Source organism: Nonomuraea sp. NPDC049158, from assembly GCF_040648335.1.
Taxonomy (GTDB): domain Bacteria; phylum Actinomycetota; class Actinomycetes; order Streptosporangiales; family Streptosporangiaceae; genus Nonomuraea.
In genome coordinates this window covers 542,276-565,119 of sequence record NZ_JBEZDM010000003.1, presented here as the reverse complement: position 1 = coordinate 565,119, position 22,844 = coordinate 542,276, and the positions used below count along the sequence as shown (strand labels likewise).

General features: G+C 70.6%; 19 protein-coding genes. 12 read left to right on the top strand and 7 right to left on the bottom strand.

Translation table 11 applies throughout. The features are described 5' to 3' along the window. Position 1 precedes the first annotated feature (1 nt). From AB0B61_RS10100 to AB0B61_RS10070, 7 genes are all read left to right on the top strand, one after another. Positions 2 to 973, top strand: coding sequence for a LysR family transcriptional regulator (locus AB0B61_RS10100; RefSeq protein ID WP_358430311.1), 972 nt, complete (start codon positions 2 to 4; stop codon positions 971 to 973). Positions 974 to 1,099: 126 nt separating this feature from the next. Beyond that, positions 1,100 to 2,503 carry a glycoside hydrolase family 28 protein gene (locus tag AB0B61_RS10095; RefSeq protein ID WP_358430309.1) on the top strand — a complete coding sequence of 468 codons (1,404 nt, stop codon included), beginning with the start codon at positions 1,100 to 1,102 and terminating at the stop codon, positions 2,501 to 2,503. 81 nt (positions 2,504 to 2,584) lie between these two features. Then, positions 2,585 to 5,188 carry an AAA family ATPase gene (locus tag AB0B61_RS10090; protein ID WP_358430307.1) on the top strand — a complete coding sequence of 868 codons (2,604 nt, stop codon included), beginning with the start codon at positions 2,585 to 2,587 and terminating at the stop codon, positions 5,186 to 5,188. A gap of 114 nt (positions 5,189 to 5,302) precedes the next feature. Further along, positions 5,303 to 6,058 carry a hypothetical protein gene (locus tag AB0B61_RS10085; protein ID WP_358430306.1) on the top strand — a complete coding sequence of 252 codons (756 nt, stop codon included), beginning with the start codon at positions 5,303 to 5,305 and terminating at the stop codon, positions 6,056 to 6,058. A gap of 118 nt (positions 6,059 to 6,176) precedes the next feature. Next, positions 6,177 to 7,367 carry an FAD-dependent oxidoreductase gene (locus AB0B61_RS10080; RefSeq protein WP_358430304.1) on the top strand — a complete coding sequence of 397 codons (1,191 nt, stop codon included), beginning with the start codon at positions 6,177 to 6,179 and terminating at the stop codon, positions 7,365 to 7,367. Further along, complete coding sequence (sigJ, locus tag AB0B61_RS10075) at positions 7,364 to 8,254, top strand: RNA polymerase sigma factor SigJ (RefSeq protein WP_358430301.1); 891 nt, start codon at positions 7,364 to 7,366, stop codon at positions 8,252 to 8,254. Before AB0B61_RS10080 ends, sigJ begins: the two co-directional genes overlap by 4 nt. Positions 8,255 to 8,292: 38 nt before the next feature. Beyond that, a complete protein-coding gene (locus AB0B61_RS10070; protein ID WP_358430298.1) occupies positions 8,293 to 9,789 on the top strand; it encodes an FAD-dependent monooxygenase in 1,497 nt (498 codons plus the stop codon). A 24-nt stretch (positions 9,790 to 9,813) separates the two neighbouring features. On the opposite strand, the gene AB0B61_RS10065 is transcribed toward AB0B61_RS10070, so the two are convergent. After that, positions 9,814 to 10,254 carry a GNAT family N-acetyltransferase gene (locus tag AB0B61_RS10065; protein ID WP_358430295.1) on the bottom strand — a complete coding sequence of 147 codons (441 nt, stop codon included), beginning with the start codon at positions 10,252 to 10,254 and terminating at the stop codon, positions 9,814 to 9,816. A 117-nt stretch (positions 10,255 to 10,371) separates the two neighbouring features. Between AB0B61_RS10065 and AB0B61_RS10060 the strand changes: the two genes are divergently transcribed. The 3 genes from AB0B61_RS10060 (at position 10,372) to AB0B61_RS10050 (ending at position 11,840) form a co-directional block, all read left to right on the top strand. Further along, complete coding sequence (locus AB0B61_RS10060) at positions 10,372 to 10,749, top strand: nuclear transport factor 2 family protein (protein ID WP_358430293.1); 378 nt, start codon at positions 10,372 to 10,374, stop codon at positions 10,747 to 10,749. 67 nt (positions 10,750 to 10,816) lie between these two features. Then, complete coding sequence (locus AB0B61_RS10055) at positions 10,817 to 11,068, top strand: hypothetical protein (protein WP_358430291.1); 252 nt, start codon at positions 10,817 to 10,819, stop codon at positions 11,066 to 11,068. A 13-nt stretch (positions 11,069 to 11,081) separates the two neighbouring features. Then, positions 11,082 to 11,840, top strand: a complete 759-nt coding sequence (locus AB0B61_RS10050) for a glucose 1-dehydrogenase (protein ID WP_358430289.1) — start codon at positions 11,082 to 11,084, stop codon at positions 11,838 to 11,840. A 54-nt stretch (positions 11,841 to 11,894) separates the two neighbouring features. Here the strand turns inward: AB0B61_RS10050 and AB0B61_RS10045 are convergent, their stop codons facing one another. Genes AB0B61_RS10045 through AB0B61_RS10030 form a run of 4 tightly spaced genes read right to left on the bottom strand, consistent with a single transcriptional unit; the run spans position 11,895 to position 16,716 of the window. Beyond that, positions 11,895 to 12,281: a Zn-ribbon domain-containing OB-fold protein gene (locus AB0B61_RS10045; RefSeq protein WP_358430287.1), complete on the bottom strand. Its 387-nt coding sequence runs from the start codon at positions 12,279 to 12,281 to the stop codon at positions 11,895 to 11,897. A gap of 10 nt (positions 12,282 to 12,291) precedes the next feature. Next, complete coding sequence (locus AB0B61_RS10040) at positions 12,292 to 13,455, bottom strand: thiolase family protein (RefSeq protein WP_358430285.1); 1,164 nt, start codon at positions 13,453 to 13,455, stop codon at positions 12,292 to 12,294. After that, the gene (locus tag AB0B61_RS10035) at positions 13,452 to 14,240 is read right to left on the bottom strand and encodes a crotonase/enoyl-CoA hydratase family protein (RefSeq protein ID WP_358430283.1); all 789 of its coding nucleotides are present in this window, start codon (positions 14,238 to 14,240) and stop codon (positions 13,452 to 13,454) included. The genes AB0B61_RS10040 and AB0B61_RS10035 overlap by 4 nt, the downstream gene beginning before the upstream one ends. After that, positions 14,233 to 16,716, bottom strand: coding sequence for a CoA transferase (locus tag AB0B61_RS10030; protein ID WP_358430281.1), 2,484 nt, complete (start codon positions 16,714 to 16,716; stop codon positions 14,233 to 14,235). Before AB0B61_RS10030 ends, AB0B61_RS10035 begins: the two co-directional genes overlap by 8 nt. A gap of 308 nt (positions 16,717 to 17,024) precedes the next feature. On the opposite strand from AB0B61_RS10030, the gene AB0B61_RS10025 reads away from it, so the two are divergent. After that, a complete protein-coding gene (locus AB0B61_RS10025; RefSeq protein ID WP_358430279.1) occupies positions 17,025 to 17,942 on the top strand; it encodes a LysR family transcriptional regulator in 918 nt (305 codons plus the stop codon). A gap of 233 nt (positions 17,943 to 18,175) precedes the next feature. Further along, positions 18,176 to 19,567, top strand: a complete 1,392-nt coding sequence (locus AB0B61_RS10020; RefSeq protein ID WP_358430277.1) for an MFS transporter — start codon at positions 18,176 to 18,178, stop codon at positions 19,565 to 19,567. A gap of 166 nt (positions 19,568 to 19,733) precedes the next feature. On the opposite strand, the gene AB0B61_RS10015 is transcribed toward AB0B61_RS10020, so the two are convergent. After that, positions 19,734 to 20,630 carry a sugar phosphate isomerase/epimerase gene (locus AB0B61_RS10015; RefSeq protein WP_358430275.1) on the bottom strand — a complete coding sequence of 299 codons (897 nt, stop codon included), beginning with the start codon at positions 20,628 to 20,630 and terminating at the stop codon, positions 19,734 to 19,736. A gap of 10 nt (positions 20,631 to 20,640) precedes the next feature. Then, complete coding sequence (locus AB0B61_RS10010; protein WP_358430272.1) at positions 20,641 to 22,767, bottom strand: PQQ-dependent sugar dehydrogenase; 2,127 nt, start codon at positions 22,765 to 22,767, stop codon at positions 20,641 to 20,643. Positions 22,768 to 22,844: the final 77 nt, after the last annotated feature.

Here is a 22,844-nt window from a genome sequence, read left to right as displayed (position 1 = left end):
GGTGGAGCTACGCCAGCTGCGCTATTTCGTCGCGGTGGCCGAAGAGCTGAACTTCGGCCGCGCCGCGACCCGGCTGCGCATCGCCGGCCCGTCGCTCTCCCAGCAGATCAAGGCGCTGGAGCGGGACCTGGGGGTGCGGCTGTTCGACCGGGACCGCCGCTCGGTCGCGCTGACTCAGGCCGGGGCGGCGCTGCTGACCCCGACCCGGGCGCTGCTCGAACAGGCCGACGAGGTGCGCCGGTCGGCGGCCCGCCTGGCCGCCCCCGAACCGGTCCGGCTCGGGTACGTCAACTGGCGACCCCCCGACCTGGCCGCCCGCATGTCCGGCATCGCGCAGCTGCACGTCGACGCGTGGGTCATGCCGTCACACACCCAGGCCGGTCGGGTCGCCGATGGCAGCATCGACCTGGCCATCTGCTGGGTTCAGACCGACGACCTGGCCGCCTACGACCTCGACGCTCGGCTGATCGGCGCGGATCGGCTCCACGCGATCTCCACGGGCACCGACGCGTCGGCGGTCCGAGCCAAGGACACCCTGGTACTGCTGGACGCCGACACCGTCACCTGGGACTCCTGGAACCGCTACGCCAAGGAGTTCGCCCGCGATACCGGATCCCAGACTGTGCACATCGACGATGGTGGCATCACCGGCGCGGCGTTCTTCGACCACGTACGCCGGCTACGCCGCCCCGTCATCAACTCACCGAAGGGCCAGACCACTCCCCTGCCGCCCGATCTCGTCCGGCGACCGGTGATCGACCCGTCGCCGTACTGGACCTGGGCCCTGGTGTGCCGCCACGGCGAGAAGCGCGGCGCCGTACGAGCCGCCGTCGAGGCCCTGACCCGTGACGTCGGCAGGCTCGGCCTGGACGCCGACACGGCCTGGCTGCCGGTCGGCGACCCGTTCCGCCCGCCTGCACCGGGCGCGGCATTACCGCACTGGGCGAGGGTCACAGGGCCGACCGACGATTAGCTCCGCGCCACAGAGGCCAGCAGGGATCGAGCGAATCTCATCATTTCCTTCGTCAAGAATTGAATTCCGCCTGGGCCGCATTTACGCTCCAGAGATCCGATGTCTCCGCACCCCCCGGTGGTGACCATGCCATCCAGACGATCTCTACTGAAGGCCGGCGGCGCTCTAGCCGCAGCCACACTCGTCCCCGGAACAGCGTCGGCGCAGGCCGAGGCCCGGTCAGCCGATCCCTGGCACCAGGTGCCGGACATCCTGCGTAAGATCCGGCCTCCACGCTTCCCCAACCGAAGGTGGGATGTCACCGCGTTCGGCGCCGTGGGGGACGGCACGACCGACTGCACGGCCGCGTTCAAGGCGGCGATCGCCGAGTGCCATCGCAGGGGCGGCGGCCGGGTCGTGGTCCCGCCGGGACGCTTCCTGACCGGCGCCGTCCATCTGCTCAGCAACGTCGAGCTGCACGTGTCCGAGGGCGGTGTGATCGCCTTCAGCACCGATCCGAACGCCTACCTGCCGGTCGTCTTCACCCGGTGGGAGGGCACGGAGTGCTACAACTACAGTCCCTTCATCTACGCCCACGGCCAGCGGAACATCGCGGTCACCGGCAAGGGCACACTCGACGGCCAAGCCAGGCAGGGCCCCTGGGAGAGCTGGTACGCCAACAGCGGCCCGCAGGGCGCCGACCAGCGGGCGCTGCGCAAGATGGGCGACGACGGCGTGCCGGTCGAGCAGCGCGTGTTCGGCGCGGGCCACTATCTGCGCCCCGCCATGGTCCAGTTCGTGAAATGTCAGAACATCCTGGTCAGCGACCTCACGATCCTCGAGCCGGCCATGTGGACCGTGAACCCGGTCCTGTCCACGAACGTCACCGTGCGCGGCATCACCGTCGTCAGCACGCTGTACAACACCGACGGCTGCGACCCCGAGGCATCGTCGTACGTGCACATCCACGACTGCCGCTTCAACACCAACGACGACTGCGTGGCGGTCAAGTCGGGACGCGACGCCGACGGCCGCCGGGTGGGCGTGCCCAGCGAGAACATCGTCGTCCAGGACTGCGCCTTCTCCGGCCGCTGGGGCGGCATCACGGTCGGCAGCGAGATGTCCGGCGGCGTCCGCAACGTCTTCGCCGAACGGTGCGTGATCAACTCGCCGGACTTCCCCGGCAACTACCCGGTGAAGTACCCCGTCTACATCAAGGCCAGCAAGAAGCGCGGCGCCTTCATCGAGGGCGTCTACGTACGCGGCTTCACCGGCCAGAACGTGGACCGCGAGGTGATGTTCGTCAACATGGCCTACAACAGCAACGAAGGAGGCACCGAGCCGGTGTCGGTCCGCGACATCCGGATGGAGCGGACCAGGCTCGACGGGGCCGACGCCGTACTCAACCTCGTCGGCCTGGAGACCGACCACCTGACCGGGGTACGCCTGGAGAAGTGCGCGTTCACGAACATCACCGGCGCGAACACGATCACGTTCACCGACGACCTGAGCCTGCGCAAGGTGTTCGTGAACGGGGTGGAGCAGCACTGAAGCCCTTCAGCGCCCGTCGCCCGAAGGCGGGCGACGATCCTTCGTCTTACGGTTTCCGTGGATTTATCGGATACTGCGGGCATGCGGTTGCTGGAGCGGGAGCCGTCGCTGGCGGCGCTGGCTGAGTACGCGGCCGAGGCCAGGCAGGGTGCCGGGCGGCTGGTTCTGGTCTCGGGTGAGGCGGGTGTCGGGAAGTCGGCGCTGGTGGAGCGCTTCCAGGAGGACCTGCTGGATGCCCGGTGGTCGTGGGGGATGTGCGACGGGCTGTTCACTCCACGACCGCTCGGGCCGCTCTTCGATGTGGCGGACCAGCGTCGGGGCGCGCTGCTGGAGCTGTGTCGCGCGGGGGCCGGGCGTGAGGAGTTGTTCCGTGGGCTGCTGCACGAGGTCAGCGAGCCCGGGACGCTGAACGTGGTCGCGGTCGAGGACGTCCACTGGGCCGACGAGGCCACTCTGGACATGCTGCGGTTCCTCAGCCGGCGGCTCTGGGGCGCTCCGGTGCTGGTCATCGCCACTTATCGGGACGAGGGCCGAGCAGCGGATGACCTGTTCCGGGTCACCCTGGGCGATCTGGCTTCGCAGCGGCCGACGCGGCGGATCGCGCTGGCGCCGCTGTCCGCCGACGCCGTGGGGCTGCTGGCTCGTGGGAGCGGGTGGGAGGCGTCCGCGCTGCACCGGCTGACCGGCGGGAACCCGTTCTACGTGACCGAGGTCGTACAGGCCGGGGTGACAGAGGTGCCGCCGTCGGCGCGGGACGCGGTGCTGGCGCGGGCGACGCGCCTGGACGGCGGGTCCCGCCAGGTGCTGGACGTGGCGGCGCTGACCGGGACCAGGGTCGAGTCGCGATTACTGGAGTCGGTGACCGGCTGCCCGCCGTCCGCCCTGGACGAGTTGCTCGGGTGCGGGCTGGTGATCGAGGACGGCCCGTGGCTGAGGTTCCGTCATGAGATCGCGCGGCTGGCGGTGGCGGGGGCGGTCTCGGCGCATCGCGGCCGGGCCATTCACGGTCTCGTCCTGACCGCGCTGGCCGACCTGGGCTGCGACGACGAGGCCCGGATGGCCTTCCACGCCGAGGCGGCGGGCGATGCCGAGGCGGTCCTGCGTCACGCCCCCGCCGCCGCCCGCCGTGCGGCGTGGCTGGCCTCGCACCGTGAGGCGGCGGCGCAGTTCCGGCGGGCGCTGCGGTTCGCGGACGGGGCCGACAGCGCGACGATCGCCAGGCTGTACGAGGGGCTGGCCGACGAGGCGGCGCTGCTCGACCAGTGGGAGGATGCGGCGGATGCCTGCGAGCACGCGCTGGCGCAGTGGCGCGAGGCGGGAGATCGGCTGCGGGAGGGCGACACGCTGCGGCGGCTGTCACGCACCCTGTGGAACCTGGTCCGCGCGGATCAGGCGGTCGCCGCCGTCGAAGCCGCCGTGTCGGTCCTGGAACCACTCGGGCCGAGCGTCGAGCTGGCCTGGGCGTACGCCATCTTCGCCAACCGGCGCATGCTGCAGGCCCAGCACGACGCGGCCATCGACCTGGCACGGCGGGCACAGACGATCGCCGAGCGTCTGGGTGCCACCGACGTGCTCAGCGACGTGCTCAACACCATGGCGGCGTCGGCCGCGGCCAAGGGCGAGGACTGGGTGGGGGGCATGCGCCGGGCGTTGGACCTCGGTCTGTCCGGGCGCCACCAGGACCAGGCGGGCCGGGCGTTCGCGAACTTCTGCGCCACGTACGTGAGCGAGCGGCGGTTCGCCGCGGCCGAGCCGTTACTGGTCGAGGGCCTCGCCTATTGCGATGAGCGGGATCTCACCACGTACGCGATGCACCTGCGCAGTGAGCAGGCCACCATGCTGGAGCGGACGGGACGCTGGGACGAGGCGGTGACGCTCTGCGCCGAGATCCTCGCCGTCACGCCGCTCTCCTCGTGCAGCCGGTTGTGCATCGTACGCAAGCTCGGCGCGATCCACGCCCGCCGTGGCGAGCCCGGCGTCTGGGCGTATCTGGACGAGGCGGCCGAGATCGCCGACCGTACCTGCGAGCCGCAGCAGATCGTGCCCGTCCGGCTCACCCGCGCCGAGGCGTACTGGCTGGAGGGGAAGGCGGACCACGCCCGCCGCGAGGCCGAACTGGCGGCGGACGCCTCCGACGGGTGCGACGCGTGGGATCTCGGCGCGGTCGCCGTCTGGCTGCGGCGGACCGGCTCTCGCCGCCCGGCGCATGGCGCGCACGCCGAGCCGTACCGGCTGGAACTCGGTGGCGACGCGGCGAAGGCCGCGCATGCCTGGACCGTGCTGCACAGCCCGTACGACGCCGCGCTGGCCCTGGCACACGCCCCACGGGAGCCGGAGCTCCGCCAGGCCCTGGAGATCCTCACCGGCCTCGGCGCCTTCCCCGCCACCCGCATCGTCAGGCGCAAACTACGCGAACTCGGCGCCCGGTCACTCCCTGCCGGGCCGCGGGCGGCGACCCGGGGGCATCCGTTCGGGCTGACCCGGCGCGAACACGAAGTGCTCGCCCTGCTCTGCGCCCGGTGCACCAACGCCGAGATCGCCGCGAAGCTCTTCATCTCCGTCAAGACCGTCGGTCACCACGTCTCGTCCATCCTCGCCAAACTGGGCGCCCCGAGCCGCAACGCCGCCGCCGACCAGGCCATCAGGCTCGGCCTGGCCGAGCGGGAACCCAGGGCGGAAAGTTAGGCATCGCCCGCCGCAATATAGGGATCGGCCACCGATCCCCGCCGCCGCCCCGTCCTCGTACGGTCGAGCCACACACCACTGCACGGGGACTCATTACGGCTATAAGGGGGCAGCATGGCGCGGCGTACCAGCCCGTCTGTCATGGACATGCGGCCGAGCATCAGCGACGGCGGTCGCGCCGACCTGCTCATGGAGCTACTGCGGCGCATCGTCGACCTGTGCCAGCCCACGGACGCGCGCGCCGAGCGCTGCCTGCTGGAACTGGGCGCCCTGCTGGCACGGCAGGATCACCCGCCGATCGAAGGTAGCGGCCGGTCGGCCGTGTCCTGCCACCGCTGGGGACGGCAATGGCGGATCGAGCTGGCCGGCCGGATCGCGTACGTCGACCACAGCGTGGGCATGAACCACCTTGCGCTCCTGCTCGCCAACCCGTACCAGGAGATCTCCGCCCTCGAACTGGCCGCCGGCTCCGCGCTGCCCAGCCAGTCGACGAGCCGGGACGGCGAAAGCGCCCAGCCGGTGCTCGACGACCTGGCCAAACGCCGCTACATGCAGCGGCTGTCGCAGCTACAGGCCGAGATCGACGAGCTCGAGTCGATGAACGACCCAGAACGGGTCGCCGCGGTACGCGCCGAGCGCGACTGGCTGCTCGACGAACTGGCCGCGGCCACCGGCCTCGGCGAGCGGACCCGCCATTTCGCCGGAAGCGCCGAGCGCGCCAGGGTCGCGGTGGGCAAGGCCATCCGGCGTACGTTGAACCGCATCGCGGAGATCGACCCGATCATCGGCGACGAACTGCGCACCGCCGTACAGACGGGCATGCGCTGCTGCTACCAGCCCAGTTGGCCACGGGCGTACCAGGACAGATGACCGCAGCGGCTTGGCGACGAAAGCAGCAACCGGTGGACCGCGTTCGGCCCGAGCGACAGGGTGACGCGTGTCACGTCGCGTGATGTCACGGCGCGGCGGTCGGCGGTGTCCTGAGGGCATGAGCGAACACAACACATCCCACAAGGTCGTGGTCATCGGCGGCGGTTACGCCGGAACGCTCGCGGCCAACCGTCTGCGGATGCGCGACGACGTCGACATCACGCTGGTCAATCCGCGCCCGGAGTTCGTCGAACGCATCCGGCTGCACCAGTTCGTGGCCCGTACCGGCGACCCCACGATCGACTACGGCACGCTGCTCGGCGAGGGCATCCGCCTGGTCGTCGACAGCGTCACGCGCATCGACCCCGCCGCCCGCGCCGTGCGGCTGGCGTCGGGCCGTAGCCTGGACTACGACTACGTCATCTACGCGGTGGGCAGCACCGGGGCCGTATCGTCAGCGGTGCCCGGCGCGGCCGAGTTCGCGTTCGACATCGCGGAATTCGAGTACGCGCAGCGGCTGCGCGCCCGGCTGGAGGAGTTGCCCCCCGATGCTCCGATCACCGTGGTCGGCGGCGGATTGACCGGCATCGAGACGGCCGCCGAGCTGGCCGAGCAAGGGCGCAGGGTCACGCTGGTGTGTGGCCGGACGCTGGCACCGACATTCAGCGCGGCTGGTCGCCGATACATCGCCACATGGCTGTCGCGGCACGGTGTCGTGGTGCTCGAGGCCGCCGTGGTGAGCGAGGTGCGGGCGGAGGCGGTCGTCGTCGCCGACGGTGGCGTGCGTGCGAGCGCGCTGACCATCTGGACGGCCGGTTTCGGTGTGCCGGAGCTGGCGGCGGCGAGCGGGCTGCGCACCGACGCGCTCGGCCGGCTGCTCACTGACGAGACGCTGACCAGCGTCGACGACGACCGCATCGTCGCGGCCGGCGACGCCGCAGCGCCGTCGGGCCAGCCGCTGCGGATGAGCGGCTACGCCGCCGGGCCGCTCGGGGCACAGGCCGCCAACACCGTGCTGAGCCGCATCGCGGGGACCGAACCGGCGGTGCTCGACCTGGCCTTCACGGGGGCGTGCGTCAGCCTCGGCCGGCACGCCGGCATACGACAGCTCGCCCGCAAGGACGACACCGCGGTGAACGTCTTCATCGGCGGCCGCATGGGTGCCGCGATCAAGGAGGTGACCTGCAAGTTCGTGGTGGCGAAGCGGATCCGCGGCGAGGCTCGCAAACCGGGTTCCATGAGCTGGCCCAAGGGCGGCCCGCGTCCCGAGCAGCCGGCCTCCGCCACGCGGGTGGTCACCTCCCCGTGAGCACCGACGAGCACGCCGAGCGGTTCACCCTGTTGCGGCCGCTGCTGTTCACGATCGTCTACGAGATACTCGGCTCGGCGACCGAATCCGACGACGTGCTGCAGGACGCCTATCTGCGGTGGGCCAACGTGGATCTCACGATGGTTCGGGACACCAAGTCGTACCTGGCGCAGCTGGTGACCCGTCAGGCGCTCAACGCGTTGCGGGCGAGCGCGCGCCGTCGCGAGGACTACGTGGGCCCGTGGCTGCCCGAGCCGCTGCTGCTCGACGAGAACGACGCCTCGACCGATGTGGTGCTCGCCGAGTCGGTGTCGATGGCGATGCTCGTGCTGCTCGAAACCCTCACCCCCGATGAGCGCGCGGTGTTCGTGCTGCGTGAGGTGTTCGGTTTCGGCCACCACGACATCGCCACGGCGGTGGGCAAGTCCGTGGCGGCGGTGCGGCAGGTGGCGCACCGCGCCCGCGAGCACGTACAGGCGCGGCGTCAGCGCTTCGAGCCCGTAGACGCCGCGACCAGCGCGCGGATCACCGAGCAGTTCATGACCGCGGCGGCCACCGGAGACCTGGAAGGGCTGCTCTGGCTGCTCGCGCCGGACGTCACCTGGACCGCCGACAGCGGCGGCAAGACCACCGCGTCGCGCCGGCCGGTGGTGGGCGCGCGGAAGGTGGCCGCGGTCCTGATGAGCCTGTTCCGCCAGGAGCGACTGGCGGACCTGCGGATCGAGATGGTCAACTGCAACAACACGCCCGCGCTGGTCCTCAGCGGCGAGCGCCTGGAAGGCGTCTTCCTGATCGAGATCGCCGATGGCAAGATCACCAACCTCTACGCCATTCGCAACCCAGACAAACTTCTCGCGGTGGCGGTCCCGCGCCGGATCAGCCGATAGGAGCACGTTCACATGTCCGTCAGCAACAGGGGGCTCTCATGCATGATGTAGTGATCGTGGGCGGCGGCCCGGTCGGTCTGTTTCTTGCCTGCGAGCTCGGCCTCGCGGGCTGCTCTGTCCTGGTGCTCGAGCGGGAGCCGGAGCCTCGCTCCCCGTGGAAGGCGTACCCGCTCGGGACGCGGGGCCTGTCCGCCGCGTCGGTAGAGGCGTTCTACCGACGCGGGATGCTGCACCCGCTGCTGACAGCCTCAGGCGCTCCCAGCGCGGACGAGCCGTCACCCCCTCGTGGCGTGGGCCACTTCGCCGGCATGATGCTCGATCCGGCCAAGGTCGACCTCGCCGCCCTGCCGTTCCGGCTGCCCAGCCCGGCACCGGAGTTCTTGTTGACAAGCCTCGAAGCGGTCGAAACGGTGCTGTCCGAGCGGGCGGCCAAGCTCGGCGTGCAGGTCAAGCGTGGCGTCACGGTCTCCGCCATCGCGCAGACCGATGAAAGCGTGGTCGCGCAGGCCGGCGAGCACGAATACGCGGCGCGCTGGCTCGTCGGCTGCGACGGCGGACGCAGCACGGTGCGCGGGCTCGCCGGCTTCGACTTCGTCGGCACCGAGCCGCAGTTCACCGGCTACACCATGCTCGCCACCATCGCCGATCCCGAGAAGCTACGCCCCGGCTTCAACCCGACCGCGACCGGCATGTACCTCCAGATGGCCGCAGAAGGGCACATCGGCATGCTGGACTTCGACGGCGGCACGTTCGACCGCTCGCAGGAGCCGACTCGCGACCATCTCCAGGCGGTTCTGCGCCGTGTGTCCGGCACCGACGTGACCCTGAAGGACGTCCACCTCGCCTCGAGCTTCACCGATCGGGCGATGCAGACGACGACCTACCGGCAGGGACGCGTCCTGCTCGCGGGCGACGCCGCACACATCCACCCTCCCTTTGGCGGGCAGGGACTCAACACCGGTATCGGCGACGCCCTGAACCTGGGGTGGAAGCTCGCGGCGACCGTGGACGGCGACGCACCGGACGGGCTGCTCGACACCTACACCCGCGAGCGCCATCCGATCGCCGCCTGGGTGCTCGACTGGACGCGCGCCCAGACGGCGGTCATGCGGCCGGACCCGCACGCCCAGGCCATCCAAACAGTGATCCGCGACCTGCTCGGAACCCGTGACGGAACCACCTACGCGTTCCAGAAGATATCGGGATCCTCGCTCCGTTATGACCTCGGCAGCGAGCAGCAGTTGGTCGGCCGCAACGCCCCGGACCTTCACCTTGAGGACGGCACTCGCCTCGGCGACCTGATGCGGGACGGACGAGGCGTCGCACTCGACTTCAGCACCGACCGACGCCTGCACGATTCGGCGATGGGCTGGAAGAACCGGATCCGGTATGCGGCCGGACCGGCGAGAAACGACCTCGGATTCGGGGCCGTACTCGTCCGACCCGACGGCATAGTCGCCTGGGCAGGCGATCGCGCCCCTGATCGTGAAGCGTTCGAACGGGCCGCCGGCCATTGGTTCGGTAATCCGGCGTGAGCGGCAAGCTCCGCATCACCGATCTCAGGAAACCCCGCGGACCATGAACACGTCCACCGGATCCTCGGCCTCCAGGGTGAACCCGTGCCGCTCATACAGCCGCCGGGCCGAACTTCCCTGCAGCACGTTCAACCGGACAGGGACACCGTCACGGTCGCACCGATCCAGCAGCTCGCGCAGGACGCCCGAACCGATGCCGGAACCCTGCAGGTGCGGGGCCAGGAAGAAGTGCTCCAGCCAGCGGGCGTCCTCGGCCTCCCGTAGCGCCACGCAGCCGGCGAACTCGCCGCCGACCTCGATCACCCAGGTGTGTGACGGGTCGTAGGCGTCCCTCATCCGCTGCCGTACTCGCTGCTCGTCGTAGCGTCCGAGCCGCTCCAGATCCGCCCGCATCACCACAGCGCGTAGCTCGACCATCGCCTCGAGGTCCGCCGCCGAAGCCCGCCGAATACCCCAATCCACCATGATGTTGCACTTTACGGCACGCGGCTAGCAGAAAGGTGCCCAGGACATTAACCGGACAATTCGGGATGGCATTTTGTCCGGTGACCATGCCGATTCTCCCGCTTATGCTCTGCTCCCATGGAGAGCAGAGAGAAAGAGACGGTTCTCGACCTTCAGCGGCAGTTCGACGCGGCGGAGCTGGCCGCCGACGCCGAACGTCTGCGCGAGTTACTGGCCGACGACTTCCAGTCGATCGGGCCCAAGGGGTACGTGCTCGACAAGGAGCAGTGGATCGGACGCCACGCCCAGTTCCAGTACCACGCCCTGGACACCAGCCAGATCGACATCCGGATGTACGGCGACGCCGCGATCGTGCGCAACGTGCAGAGCAACCAGGCGACCTCTCATGGCCGGGCGGTGGCGCTGCGGGTGCGGGTGTCCCAGACGTGGGTCAGACAGGAGGGTTCGTGGCGGCTGGCGGGCATCCAGTTCAGCCCGATGGCCGACGACGCGTAGCCCGGACCATGAGGCCTGATGTCCGGTGAATGTCCGGTTGCTGTCCTGGCCTGATCGTCTGCCGACGATGGAGGATGAAGGGCAACTGCGCGATCCCCCCAAGGCGGTAAACGACCATGACGATACAGACGACCCCTCCACTCGGCCGGGCGCTGTGGTCGGCAGCTACCTGGTGGCGCTGGGCCTGCTCTGCCACGCCGCATGGGACGTCTACCACTACCGGGCGAACCGAGTGGTGACCCGGTCGCTCGCCGAGTTCTGTCTCGTGCTCGACACCGCCCTGGCCGTGGCGATCATCGTCCTGACGGCGACGGCCTGACCCCGGAGGAACGATGAGCCTTCTCAAGGACCGGGTCGCCCTGGTCACGGGCAGCTCCCGAGGGATCGGGGCGGCCATCGCGACCACGTTCGCCCAGGCCGGCGCCCGAGTCGTGCTGCACGGCCGCGACGAGGCCGCGCTCGCCGCGGTCCAGGCGCGCGTCGACGACCTCGGCGGCGAGGCCATCAGCGTGACCGGGGACGTCACCGTCGCCACCGACCTCGACCGGATCCGCGAGCAGATCCTCGCCCGGTACGGCCACGTCGACGTGCTGGTCGTCAACGCCGGCAGCTCGGACAGCCGCCCCATGCCCATCGAGGACATCACGGAGGAGAGCTGGCGGGCCGACATCGACCGGAACCTGACCGGCACCTTCCTGACCGTCAAGTGTTTCCTGCCCGGCATGAAGGAGCGCCGGACCGGCAACATCATCACCCTGTCCTCGGCGGCCGGGCGTAAGCCGAGCGAACGGACGATCGTCGCGTACGCGGCGGCGAAGGCCGGTGTGCAGCTCTTCACCCAGGATCTGGCCGCTCAGGTGGGCCCGTTCGGCATCCGCGCCAACTGCCTCGCCCCGGAGACGATCCTCACCGACACGAATCAGCAGTGGATACCGGCCGACGTCCAGCGCTCGCTGGCCGAGTCACACCCGCTGCGGCGGCTCGGCACGTCCGAAGACGTCGCCCGGGCCGCGCTCTTCCTCGCCTCCGACGACTCGAGCTGGATCACCGGCGTCATCGTCGACATCGCCGGTGGCGCGGTGCTGGTATGACTCGCGACCCCCTGCCCGTGGCCCGTGACTCGTGAAACCGGCCTGCTCAGCGGCTCACGATGAGGCCGGGCGGAAGACGGGGACCGCTTCGCCGCCCTCCGGCTGCTCGAAGGCGACGCGGACCGGCAGGCCGGCGTACACCTCCTCGGGCGCGGCACCGGTGATCTGGAGCTGCAGCCACGGCTCCTCCTCCAGCTCGACGATCGCGACCACAATCGGCGGCGCGCCCTTGGTGTGCACCACCGACCAGCTCACCACCGACCCCGTCCCGGAGGCGGCCGTCCAGGACAGCTCGGGCGAGCCGCACCGCGGGCACGTACGCGCCTGCGGAGCGGAGAAGGTGCCGCACTGATCGCAGTGCCGGATCAACAGTTCGCCGCGCGCGGTGCCGTCGAAGAACTCGGCGGTGGCCGCGTCGCGGTGGACGATTCCCACGGGCATCGGCATGCTCCTATCGCGCGTGCGGGCTGAGGATGAGGGTGGAGTGGTGGTCGAGTACGCCGCCGTTGCCGCTGACCAGCACCATGTCGTTGCGCGGGGCCTGACGGTCGCCGCCCTGGCCGCGGGCCTGGATGACGGCCTCCGACAGCGGGGTCATCCCCCACATGTAATAGGAGGAGAGCTGGCCGCCGCCGGTATTGACGGCCAGCGTCCCCTCCGGTCCCAGTACGCCGCTGGCCACGAAGGGGCCGCCCTCGCCCTTGGCGCAGAAGCCGTAGTCCTCCAGGGAGATGAGCGCGGTGTAGGTGTAGCAGTCGTACAGCTCGGCGACGTCGATGTCGTCGATCGACACCCCGGCCATCTTCAGCGCCGTCGGCCCTGACAGGGCGGCACCGCTGACCAGGCCGAACTCGCTGTCCTTGCCCATCACGTACCCCGGGTGCGCCTGTCCCCAGCCGCGGATGTGCACGGCGGGCTGGGCGAGGTCGGCGGCCCGGTCGGCGGAGGTGACGATGACCGCGACGCCGCCGTTGCTGACCAGGCAGCAGTCGAGGAGGTGGAACGGCTCGGCGATCCACCGGGAGTTCTGGTGGTCCTCCAGGGTGATCGGGGCCCGCATCTGGGCCAGGGGGTTCCTGGCCGCCCAGGCGCGCTGCGCGACGGCTATGTGTCCCAGTTGCTCGCTGGTCGTGCCGTACTTCCGCATGTGCCGGCGGGCGGCCAGCGCGTACATGGTGTTGGCGCTGTATATCCCCGACGCCGCGGTCAGGCCCTGCCAGCCGGCCAGTCTGCGGCCCGCGCCGGCGTAGGCCGCGCCGCCCCCGGACGCCTTGTCCTTGAGCGGCGCGTCGGCGAAGACGCAGGCCACGACGTCGGCCATGCCGGAGGCGACGGCCATGGCGGCGTACTGGACCATGGCGCCGGCCGACGAGCCGTACGCCTGCACCTCCGACAGCAGGCGCAGCTCGCGCAGCCCCAGGTCCCGCTGGAGGCTCAGGCCGACGTCGGCGGTGAGGCCGGTGTTGGTCAGCAGGCCGTCCACCTGGCGCAGGTCGAGACCGGCGTCGGCGGCGGCGAGCCGTACGGCCTCGGCGGCGAACTCGGGCGCGCTCCGGCCATAGACCTTGCCCATCTCGGTGATGCCGAGACCGGCGATGACCGACGTGGCGTTCATCGTCCCTCCCAAACCGGGGCGCGCTTCTCCGCGAAGGCGCGTGGCCCCTCCTTGGCGTCCGCCGACCGCATGAGCGCCGCGCTCTCGGCGGCGGTCCGCTCCCAGGCGGCCCGCTCGGACGGGATGGTGCCGTCGGAGATGCCGCGCGCGATCCGCTTGCTGGCCTGCACCGACAGCGGGGCGTTCGCGCTGACCGTCTCGGCCAGGGCGAAGGCGGCGGTCAGCAGCTCGGACTGCGGTACGACCCGGTTGACCAGGCCGAGCCGCAGGGCCTCGGCGGCGGTGACGGGCTCGCCGGTCAGCAGGATCTCCATGGCGACCTTCGTGGGCAACTGCGCGGCCAGCCGGAACGCGCCGCCCGCGCCCGCGAGGATGCCCCGCTTGACCTCCGGCAGCCCGAACGCGGCGGTCTCGGCGGCCACCACCAGGTCGGCCCACAGGGCGATCTCGGTGCCGCCGCCGAGCGCGAACCCGTTGACGGCGGCGATGACCGGCTTCGAGATGGGATGCGTGACACATCCGGCGAAGCCCCAGTGCGGCTTGAGCCCTTCGGTGGAGAACTCCCCGCGAGCCACCGCCTTCAGGTCGGCACCGGCGCAGAACGCCTTGTCCCCCGCCCCGGTCAGCACCACGGCACGGACCGACGTGTCCGCGTCGGCCTCGTCCAGGGCCTCACCGACGGCGCGGGTCAGCTCCGCGTTCACGGCGTTGCGGACCTCGGGCCGGTTCAATGTGATCAACACGATGTGATCGCGGCGCTCGACGAGCGCGGCGGGCTCACCCATGGTCTGCTCCTTCATTCGTTGCCTCTTCCAGCACGCCCGCGTCGATGAGCGCCTGGATCTCGGACTCGGCCAGGCCGAGCAGCTTGGCGGCCACCATCCGCGTGTGCTCCCCCGCCAGCGGCGCGGGGCGCAGCTCAGGGTCGGCGAGCCCGCGGAAGGTCGCCGGGGCGTTCTCGGTGCGCAGGGCGTGCTCGATGTACGGATGGCGCATCTCCCGCAGGAACCCACGGGCGGTGAGCTGGGGATCGTCCAGGTACTCGATGACTCGGTGCATCATCCCGGCGGGCACCCCGGCCTCCTGCAGCCGCTCCATGGCCGCTCCCGGCGGGGTGGCGGCCGTCCACTCGGCCACGGCCGCGTCCACGAGGTCGCGGTGCATGCGGCGACCCGCCGCGGTGGCCAGTCGCGCGTCGGCACCCAGGTCGGCGCGGCCGATCACCGCGCACAGACCTCGCCACTGCTCGTCGCCGTCGACGCTCACCACGCACCACTCGTCGTCGCCCGCGCACGGGTAGACCCCCTGGGGCGCGTCCCACTCGCCACTGTTGCCGTGGGCGGTGAACGAGCCGGGTTCGAGTGATTCGCGCAGGAAGCCGGTGGACAGCTGGGTGAGGATCGTCTCGGCCTGGGCGACGCTGACCGTGCCGCCCTTCCCGGTACGCCGCCGCTCGATGAGCGCGGCGAGCACGGCGACGGCGCCGACCCGCGCGGCGATGTGGTCGGGATAGATGGTGATGCCGTCGCAGAACCCGGCCTCCACCTCGGTGTCCCGCCAGAGCCCGGTCAGCCCGGCGGAGGCGCGGACGAGCGGGCCGTAGCCCATGCGCCTGCTCCACGGCCCGGTCGGGCCCAGGGCGCTGCTGTCGGCCATGATGACGCCGGGGTTCAGTTCGCTGATGACGTCGTAGCCGAGACCCAGCGACTCCAGCGTGCCCGGCTTGAAGTTGGACAGGATGACGTCGGAGTCGGCGGCGAGCCGCTTGAACAGCTCCAGGCCCTCGGGTGAGCGGAGGTTGATCCCGGCGCTGAGCTTGTTGCGGTGGCCCCAGGCGAAGCCGGCGCTGATGACCTCGTCGCTGAGCGACTGGCGGCTGCCGTCCGGGTAGGCGCGGCTCTCGATCTTGATGACCTCGGCGCCCTGGTCGGCGAGCAACCGCCCCAGCTCCGCGCCGACCACGATGACCCCCAGGTCCAGCACCCGGAGCCCGTCGAGTGGCCGCCGTGGCGCGACCTCAGCCGATTCGGAGGTCACCGGCCTATCGGAGGCCGTGCCGGAGGTGACCGACCTGCCGGGGGCTGTGTCGGAGGTGACCGGACTGCCGGGCGTCCCCTCGGCGAAGACCTCGTCGTCGTGCTCCCCCGGTTCGGGGGCCCGGTGCCGGAACCCGGCCCGTACCCCGTTCACCTCGACATACCCGGACGGCACGCGGCCGGTCAGCCCGGGGGCGACCTCGGCGTCGAGCAGGCTCTCCCGCGCGCGGAAGTGCGGGCTGTCGAGCACCTCGCCGGGGTCGAGCAGCGCCGCGATCGGCACGCCGCGCTCCTGGCCCTGCGCCACGAGTTCGTCCCTGGTCCGGTCCCTGAACAGGTCCCCCATGAGGACGCGCAGCCGCTCAGCGGCTCCGTAGCGGGCGCCCATGCTGTCGTACTTGGGGTCGGCGAACTCCTCAGGCTCGCCCAGCCAGCCGAACATCCCGCGCCACTGGCGTTTGGCCAGCACGCAGATCCGGACGTACCCATCGGCGCAGCGGAAGATCGGGTAGAGGTCGCCCGCCCGCGGACGGCCGCGCGGCAGCCGGGTGGCCGGGACGCCGCCGGTGGCCGAGCCGCCCATGCCGAAGCCCGGGTCCAGGACCTGGGCGGTCATCTCGTACACCGAGCAGTCGACGTGATCGCCGCGCCCGGTGTCGAGCCGGTTCTGGTAGGCCAGCAGGCCCGCCCACGCGGCCTGGATGGCCGCCGACTCGTAGGCCAGCGGGCCGGGCGGCATGACCGGCGCACGGCCGGGGATGCCGGAGCGCGACAGCACCCCGCCGAGCGCCATGTGTGTCCAGTCGGTGCCGATCCAGTCCCGGTACGGGCCGGTCTGCCCGAAGTCGGTGATCGAGACGACGACCAGCGCCGGGTTGCGGGTCAGCAGCGCGTCCGCGCCCAGACCGAGGGCGTCGAGCGTGCCGGGGCGTTCGGTCTCGATGAGGAAGTCCGCCCCGGCGGCCAGGTCGAGCAGCCGGTCACGGCCGGCGGGGTCGCGCAGGTCCAGGGTGACGCCGCGCTTGTTGGCGTTGTGCGTGGCGAAGTAGAGACTCACGCCGTCATGGATCGGTTCGCGGTGCCGGGTCGGCGCGCCGCCGGGCGGCTCGACGCGGATGACGTCGGCGCCGAGGTCGGCGAGGAAGCGGCCGCACATCTCGGCCTTGCCGTCGGCCACATCGATGACCCGAAGACCGGCGAGGGGAAGGCCCCTGGCTGCGGGCATGGTGAATCACCCCACGGTGTGAAGGATGCGCGAGTACGCCGGACATGACCTGTCGCGGCGGAGGGATCCCGGCCCGCGAGCGGCGGTTGGAAGGCCGCGCGCCAGGATTGTTGCGAACAGGTTTCCTACAACCGTGAGGATGCCACTCGGTTTCCGGTCTGAAAACGTCCGAATCGGCAACGTGGCACGCGTCCGGATCGGCAACATGGCCGCGTCCGGCTGCCAACCGCCGGTTCCACCTGGTTACCGGCGCGAAACGGGACATGCCGGTTGACGCGCGGCGACGGGCCGCCACAGACTCCCTGCTCATGGACGTACAGCAGCTGCGATGCTTCCTCGCCGTCGCCGAGGAGCTCCACTTCGGTCGCGCGGCGGAGCGGCTGCACCTGACTCCGTCACCGGTCAGCCGCGCCGTCAAGGACCTCGAGCGCGAGCTGGGGGTCGAGCTGTTCGTCCGCCGCTACCACCAGGTGGAGCTCACCGCCGGCGGCACGGTCCTGGTCGAGCGGGTACGCGGCATCCTGGAGCAGGTGGACGGCCTGAAGGACGCGATCCTGGAGGCGTCAGGCACCCGGAGCCGGGTGGTGCGCGTGGGCGGCACGCACCTGTGCCCGCCCGCCGTGATGGACCGGTTCCTGGCGGTGACCGAGCAGGCGTTCCCCTCCTTCGCGGTCGACGCGACGGCGGCGCCGTCGGCCGAGCTTCTGCCGGCGCTGGAGCGCGGCGAGCTCGACACTGCCCTGGTCCATCTCCCGTTGGATCAGCCCGAGCTCGACAGTCTCGTAGTGGCCCGCTACGCGTTCTCCGCGGCGATGCGGGCCGACGACCCGCTGGCCGCCGCCGGCGAGCTGACGTTGCGGGACCTCACGCACCGGATCCTGACCGTCGGCCCGCTCACGCCCCAGCCCCTGGCGATGAACCGGCTGCACCGGCGGCTGAAGAGCGCCGGCGTCACCTCGCTCCACGAGATGCCGGACAACGACTCCGTCATGCTGGCCAGCCACATCCGCCGCAGCCACGGGGTCACGCTGACGCTCGACCCGCGCAACGGCGGCGCCGCCCGGGTCTTCGACGACCCGGCCTTCGTGATCGTCCCGCTCCGCGACGACCTGGAATTCCTGCTCGGCGTGGCCTGGCACCGGTCGCGGGCGGGGCAGGACGACGTCGTACGCCGGCTCGTCCAGGCGCTGCACCAGGAGTGGTCCGGGCAGGCACTCACCCTCTAGGGCGTCCCCTTCGTTGCGTTTTGGCGCATGTGCACATGCGCCAAAACGCGATGGTCACCACCGCCGGGACCTGCCTACGGTTCCCAGCACCACCTCTACGTGAGCCCTGTCACAGCCCCCATCCCACCGGCGCGGACCGCTCACCGCTCATGTCCGTTCACTGCTCATGTCCTGGAAACCGCAGGAGAGCGCCTCCAGCTCATGCTCCGTTGCCCCACTCCAAGGAGGCCGCCATGTCTCAGACGCCCCTCGACTCGCCCGCCCCGGAACCGCCGGTGTCAGCCCGCGGTGTCGACGCCCGCATCGACGCGATGCCGAGAGTCGGGCTCAGCCGCGCGGCCTGGCTCGCGCTCATGCTCTGCTTCTTCTTCGCCAACTACGACATCGGCGTCCTGACCATCACGCTGCCCTCCATGCGCAGCGCGTTCGGGCTGGCCGGAGCCGAGCTGGGTTACCCGATCACCTGGAACCTCGTCGGTTACTGCATCGGCGCGTACGCGTTCGGCCACATCGCGGACCGGCACGGCCGGCAGAAGGGCCTGACGCTGACCATCCTGGCGCTCGGCATCGGCGGGTTCCTCACGGCGTTCTCGTGGGACGTGTGGTCGCTGACCTTCTTCCGGTTCCTGACCGGGTGCGGGATGGGGGCGGTGCTCGCGCTCTGTTCGGCCTACATCGGCGAGCTGGCGCCCAAGAACCAGCGCGGCGGCTACCTGTCGCGCCTGTACCTGGTGGGCACGGTGCTGCTCCTGGCGATCGGGTTCGCCTCGCTGCCGGTCCTGGGCGCCTCCCCCGACGGGTGGCGCTACCTGCTGGGCTTCGGTGGCCTGGTACTCCTGGTGCTGCCGCTGGTCGGCAAGCACGCGCTGGTGGAGTCGCCGCGCTGGCTGGTGGCGACGGGCCGCGCCGACGAGGCCGACCGCATCGTCCGCGAGATGGAGACCCGTGTCGGCCTGCCCCCGGGCGGCACCGAGGACACGCTCGAAGAGGAGCCTCTTGAGACCGCTCCAGCCGAGGAGTCGGTGCCGGCCCGAGCCCTCTTCAAGGCGCCGTACCTGGGCCGCATGCTGATCGTGCTGGGTTTCTGGTTCATCTTCTACATCGCCATGTACGGCTACGCCAGCTACCTGCCGCTCATCCTGGAGGGCATCGGCATCTCGACCTCCGACGCGGTCCTGGTCAGCGTGCTCACCCGGGCCATGCCGCTGGTCTCCACCGTCGCGGCCGTGCTGCTGGTGGAGCGGATGGAACGCCGCACCATGGTGATCATCGGCACGCTGGTCTTCGCGGCCTCCCTGCTGCTCATCACCCTGGACATGGGTGAGGCGGTCGCCACCGCCGGTGCCCTGTTCAGCTCGTTCGGCATCGCCTTCATGGCGACCCCCGCCTACACCTACACGGCGGAGGTGTTCCCCACCCGGGCGCGGGGCACGGCGTCGGCCATCGCGGACGGAGTCGGGCATCTGGGCGGTGCGGTCACCCCCTTCGTGGTGCTGCCCATTCTGACCGGCTTCGGCGCGCGGCCGGCGTCGTTCGTCCTGGTGGGGCTGCTGGTGATCGCCGCCGGCATCATCCGCCTCGGCGTGCGCACCCGCGACCGCTCACTGACCGAGATCGCCGCCTGACCCGGACGTACAAAAACCCGAACGCCCAAAAACCCGGACGCCCAAAAACCCGGACGCCCAATAACCCGGACGCCCAAGAAGCCGGGCGTACAAGAAGCCGAGCGCCCGAAGCCGGGCGTACAAGAAGCCGGGCGCCCAGGAATCTGGGCGCCCGGAAACAGACCCTCTAGAACCGCACCTTCCGCAGATAGCGATAGCCGACCTCGGCGGTACGCCGGGGAGTCACATCGGGGGTGTCGTTCTCCACGATGTACTCCGCCACGCGGTGCTTGTCGAAGATGCGCCGGAAGTCGATGGTCCCGGTGCCGAGATCGGCCATGTCGCCGTCGGGCGCTCGATCCTTGACATGGAACTGCAGCACCCGCTGCGGCGCCCTGCGGATGACGTCGAGCGCGAAGCGCACCGGGTCGGCGGCCCCGCGCCCGACACCGCCGGTGACCACCCAATACAGGTCGATCTCCAGATGGACCAGATGCGGATCGAGCTCGGCGGTGAGCACGTCCCAGGGCGTCTTGCCGCCGCCGAGGTCGGTGGTGAACTCGTGGGCGTGGTTGTGGTAGCCGTAGCGCAGCCCGGCCGAGCGGGCCGCCCGCGCCTCGACGTTCATGCGCTCGGCCCAGGCCTTCCACTCGTCCTCGCTGGTGGAGTTCAGGTAGGGCACGACCATGAAGGACTGGCCGAGGGTCAGCGCGTTGGTGATCTTCGTGTCGAGACCGGCCTGGTCGGTGGTGAGGCCGTCGTGGCTGGAGCCGGCCCGGATGCCGATCCCGTCGAGGAACTGGCGCAGCTGCTGGGCCGTACGACCGAAGTAGCCGAGCGCCAGCTCGACCTTCGGGTAGCCGGTCTCGGCCAGGTAGGTGAGGGTGGCGTCGTAGTTCTGGGCGAGGTCGTCGCGTACCGTCCAGAGCTGGATGCTGATCTGGTTCGGCGGGATGCGCTCCCCGCCGGAGTGGTGCGGCGGCGTCGCCGCGGCGGCGGGGGAAGCGGCGGCCAGGGCGGCCGCCCCCAATCCGAGGCCCGCGGCGAGCAGGGAGCGCCTGCTGGGACCGTAGCCGTAGCACATGGGAGAGCTCCTAACGTGTGGGCTGGAGGACGACCTGGTCGCTGCCGGTCAGCGGGGGCAGGTCGGTGCCGCCGGGGTCGGTGTAGCCGGCGACGAAGACGCCGGTGAGATGGTCGGTCTCCGGATCGTGTCCGCTCGGCAAGGTGGTCTGGATGGAGCCCGTGCAGCCGCGGGCCGTGGTCTGCGGGTGGCCGTGGTCGTCGTGGCCGAGGATGTAGTCCACGGTCACCTTGGCGCAGTCCACCGGCTGGTCGTCGGTGACCCGCACCTCGAACTCGACGACGTCGCCGAAGTGGAAAGCCTGCCCTTCGGCGGGCCGGACCAGCTCCACGACCGGCGCGGCGTTGCCGACCACGATCCGCACCGACGTCGCCGCGGACATGCCGGCGGTGTCGGTGACCTTGAGCGTGGCGTTGTAGAGGCCGTTCTTCTGGTAGGTGTACGACGCCTCGGGGCTGCGGGAGTCGACCTTGCCGTCGGCGTCGAAGTCCCAGGCGTAGCGCAGCCTGTCGCCGTCGGGGTCGGTCGTACCGGCGCTGGTGAAGCGGACGGTCAGCGGCGCGTGGCCATCGGTCGGCGAGCCGGCGGCGGCCGGGACGGGCGTGTGGTTGCCGGTGTTGCCGATGTAGTCGTAGCGCGAGAGCTGGGCGTCCGGGTTCTCCTGGAAGTAACCGTCGCCGTACTCCAGCACGTAGAGCGCGCCATCAGGGCCGAACTCCATGTCCATCGGGTTGTCGAAGACGAACGAGGGCAGCACGTCCTCGATGCGCCCGTCACGGTGGAACGCCTTGACGTAGTCGCGGGTCCACTCGTAGAAGAGCGGAACGCCGTCGAAGTACTTCGGCCATCCCACGGCAGTCCGGCCGCGCGTGTCGCGCGGGTCGAAGTGGTAGGCCGGACCGGCCATCGGCCCGATGCCACCGGTGCCCAGCTGCGGGAACTCCGCTGAAGCCCCGTAGGAGTACCACACGTTCGGCTGCGTCACCGCTGGCAGCGCGCGCAGGCCGGTGTTGTGCGGCGACTCGTTGACGGGCGCGGCGCAGTTGAACGCCGCGCCTGACGTGCCGGTCGCGAAGTCGTAGTCGACGTACGGGAGCCGCGCCGTCGCGCAGTACGGCCAGCCGTAGTTACCGGCCTTGCGGATCACCGTCCACTTGCCGGTCCCCGACGGTCCGCGCTGGGGATCGGCCTCCCGCGCGTCGGGCGAGTAGTCGGCGACGTAGAGCTCACCCGTGGACCGGTTGGCCTCGATGCGGAAGGGATTGCGCAGGCCCATCGCGTAGATCTCCGGCCGGGTGCGCGCCGTACCGGGCGGGAACAGGTTGCCGCGCGGAATCGTGTAGGACCCGTCGGCGCGGACCTTGATGCGAAGAACCTTGCCGCGCAGGTCGTTGGTGTTGCCGGCGCTGCGCTGGGCGTCGAACGCGGGGTTGTGGTCGGACCGCTCGTCGATGGGGTTGTAGCCGTCGGAGGAGAACGGGTTCGTGTCGTCGCCGGTGGACAGGTAGAGGTTGCCGTCGCCGTCGAAGACGATGTCCCCGCCGACGTGACAGCAGATGCCGCGGTTCACCGGCACGTCGAGGATGCGCTGCTCGGTACGGAGGTCGATGGTGGCGCCGGTGAAGCGGAAGCGGGACAGCCGGATCAGCCCGTTGAACGGCGCGAAGTCCGCCGGTGTGCCGGTGACCGGGGCGTCGCCCTCGTTGAAGTCCGGCGTCGCCGGGTCGTCGATGGGGGTGTTGAGCGGCGGGGAGTAGTAGAGGTAGACCCAGTCGTCGGCTTTGGAGCCCTTGCCGAAGCCGGGACTGAGGGCGATGCTCTGCAGTCCCTCCTCGTCGTGCCGGTAGACCTCGAGCCGGGCGGCCTCCGTGTTGAGACCGGTCTTCGGATCGTGCAACCAGACCACACCGGGCCGGGTGGTGTGCAGGACCCTCGAATCCGGTAACACCGCCAGGTCCATGGGCTCGCCCGGATTGTCGTTCAGCGTCACCTTCTGAAACTGGGCGTCGGGCGGCGGAGCCGCGGCGGTCCCGCTGGTGTTCGCAGTCGCGGTGGCGGTCCCGGTGGCGTTGGCGGCGGCGGCCGGCATGAGGATCGCCGCAGCGGTCAGGGCGGCGAGCGCGGTTCTCGTTCTCATGCCTCTCCCTTCGTTCTGCTCAGGGGGATAAGAGAGGGCAAATTAACGTGAATGTAACCCGTCTTACGCCGATCGAG

Coding starts and splice junctions, on each gene's coding strand:
- AB0B61_RS10095 (WP_358430309.1), top strand. CDS start 1,100: ATGCCATCCAGACGATCTCTACTGAAGGCCGGCGGCGCTCTAGCCGCA.
- AB0B61_RS10090 (WP_358430307.1), top strand. CDS start 2,585: ATGCGGTTGCTGGAGCGGGAGCCGTCGCTGGCGGCGCTGGCTGAGTAC.
- AB0B61_RS10085 (WP_358430306.1), top strand. CDS start 5,303: ATGGCGCGGCGTACCAGCCCGTCTGTCATGGACATGCGGCCGAGCATC.
- AB0B61_RS10080 (WP_358430304.1), top strand. CDS start 6,177: ATGAGCGAACACAACACATCCCACAAGGTCGTGGTCATCGGCGGCGGT.
- AB0B61_RS10070 (WP_358430298.1), top strand. CDS start 8,293: ATGCATGATGTAGTGATCGTGGGCGGCGGCCCGGTCGGTCTGTTTCTT.
- AB0B61_RS10065 (WP_358430295.1), bottom strand. CDS start 10,254: ATGGTGGATTGGGGTATTCGGCGGGCTTCGGCGGCGGACCTCGAGGCG.
- AB0B61_RS10060 (WP_358430293.1), top strand. CDS start 10,372: ATGGAGAGCAGAGAGAAAGAGACGGTTCTCGACCTTCAGCGGCAGTTC.
- AB0B61_RS10055 (WP_358430291.1), top strand. CDS start 10,817: ATGGAGGATGAAGGGCAACTGCGCGATCCCCCCAAGGCGGTAAACGAC.
- AB0B61_RS10050 (WP_358430289.1), top strand. CDS start 11,082: ATGAGCCTTCTCAAGGACCGGGTCGCCCTGGTCACGGGCAGCTCCCGA.
- AB0B61_RS10045 (WP_358430287.1), bottom strand. CDS start 12,281: ATGCCCGTGGGAATCGTCCACCGCGACGCGGCCACCGCCGAGTTCTTC.
- AB0B61_RS10040 (WP_358430285.1), bottom strand. CDS start 13,455: ATGAACGCCACGTCGGTCATCGCCGGTCTCGGCATCACCGAGATGGGC.
- AB0B61_RS10035 (WP_358430283.1), bottom strand. CDS start 14,240: ATGGGTGAGCCCGCCGCGCTCGTCGAGCGCCGCGATCACATCGTGTTG.
- AB0B61_RS10030 (WP_358430281.1), bottom strand. CDS start 16,716: ATGCCCGCAGCCAGGGGCCTTCCCCTCGCCGGTCTTCGGGTCATCGAT.
- AB0B61_RS10025 (WP_358430279.1), top strand. CDS start 17,025: ATGGACGTACAGCAGCTGCGATGCTTCCTCGCCGTCGCCGAGGAGCTC.
- AB0B61_RS10020 (WP_358430277.1), top strand. CDS start 18,176: ATGTCTCAGACGCCCCTCGACTCGCCCGCCCCGGAACCGCCGGTGTCA.
- AB0B61_RS10015 (WP_358430275.1), bottom strand. CDS start 20,630: ATGTGCTACGGCTACGGTCCCAGCAGGCGCTCCCTGCTCGCCGCGGGC.
- AB0B61_RS10010 (WP_358430272.1), bottom strand. CDS start 22,767: ATGAGAACGAGAACCGCGCTCGCCGCCCTGACCGCTGCGGCGATCCTC.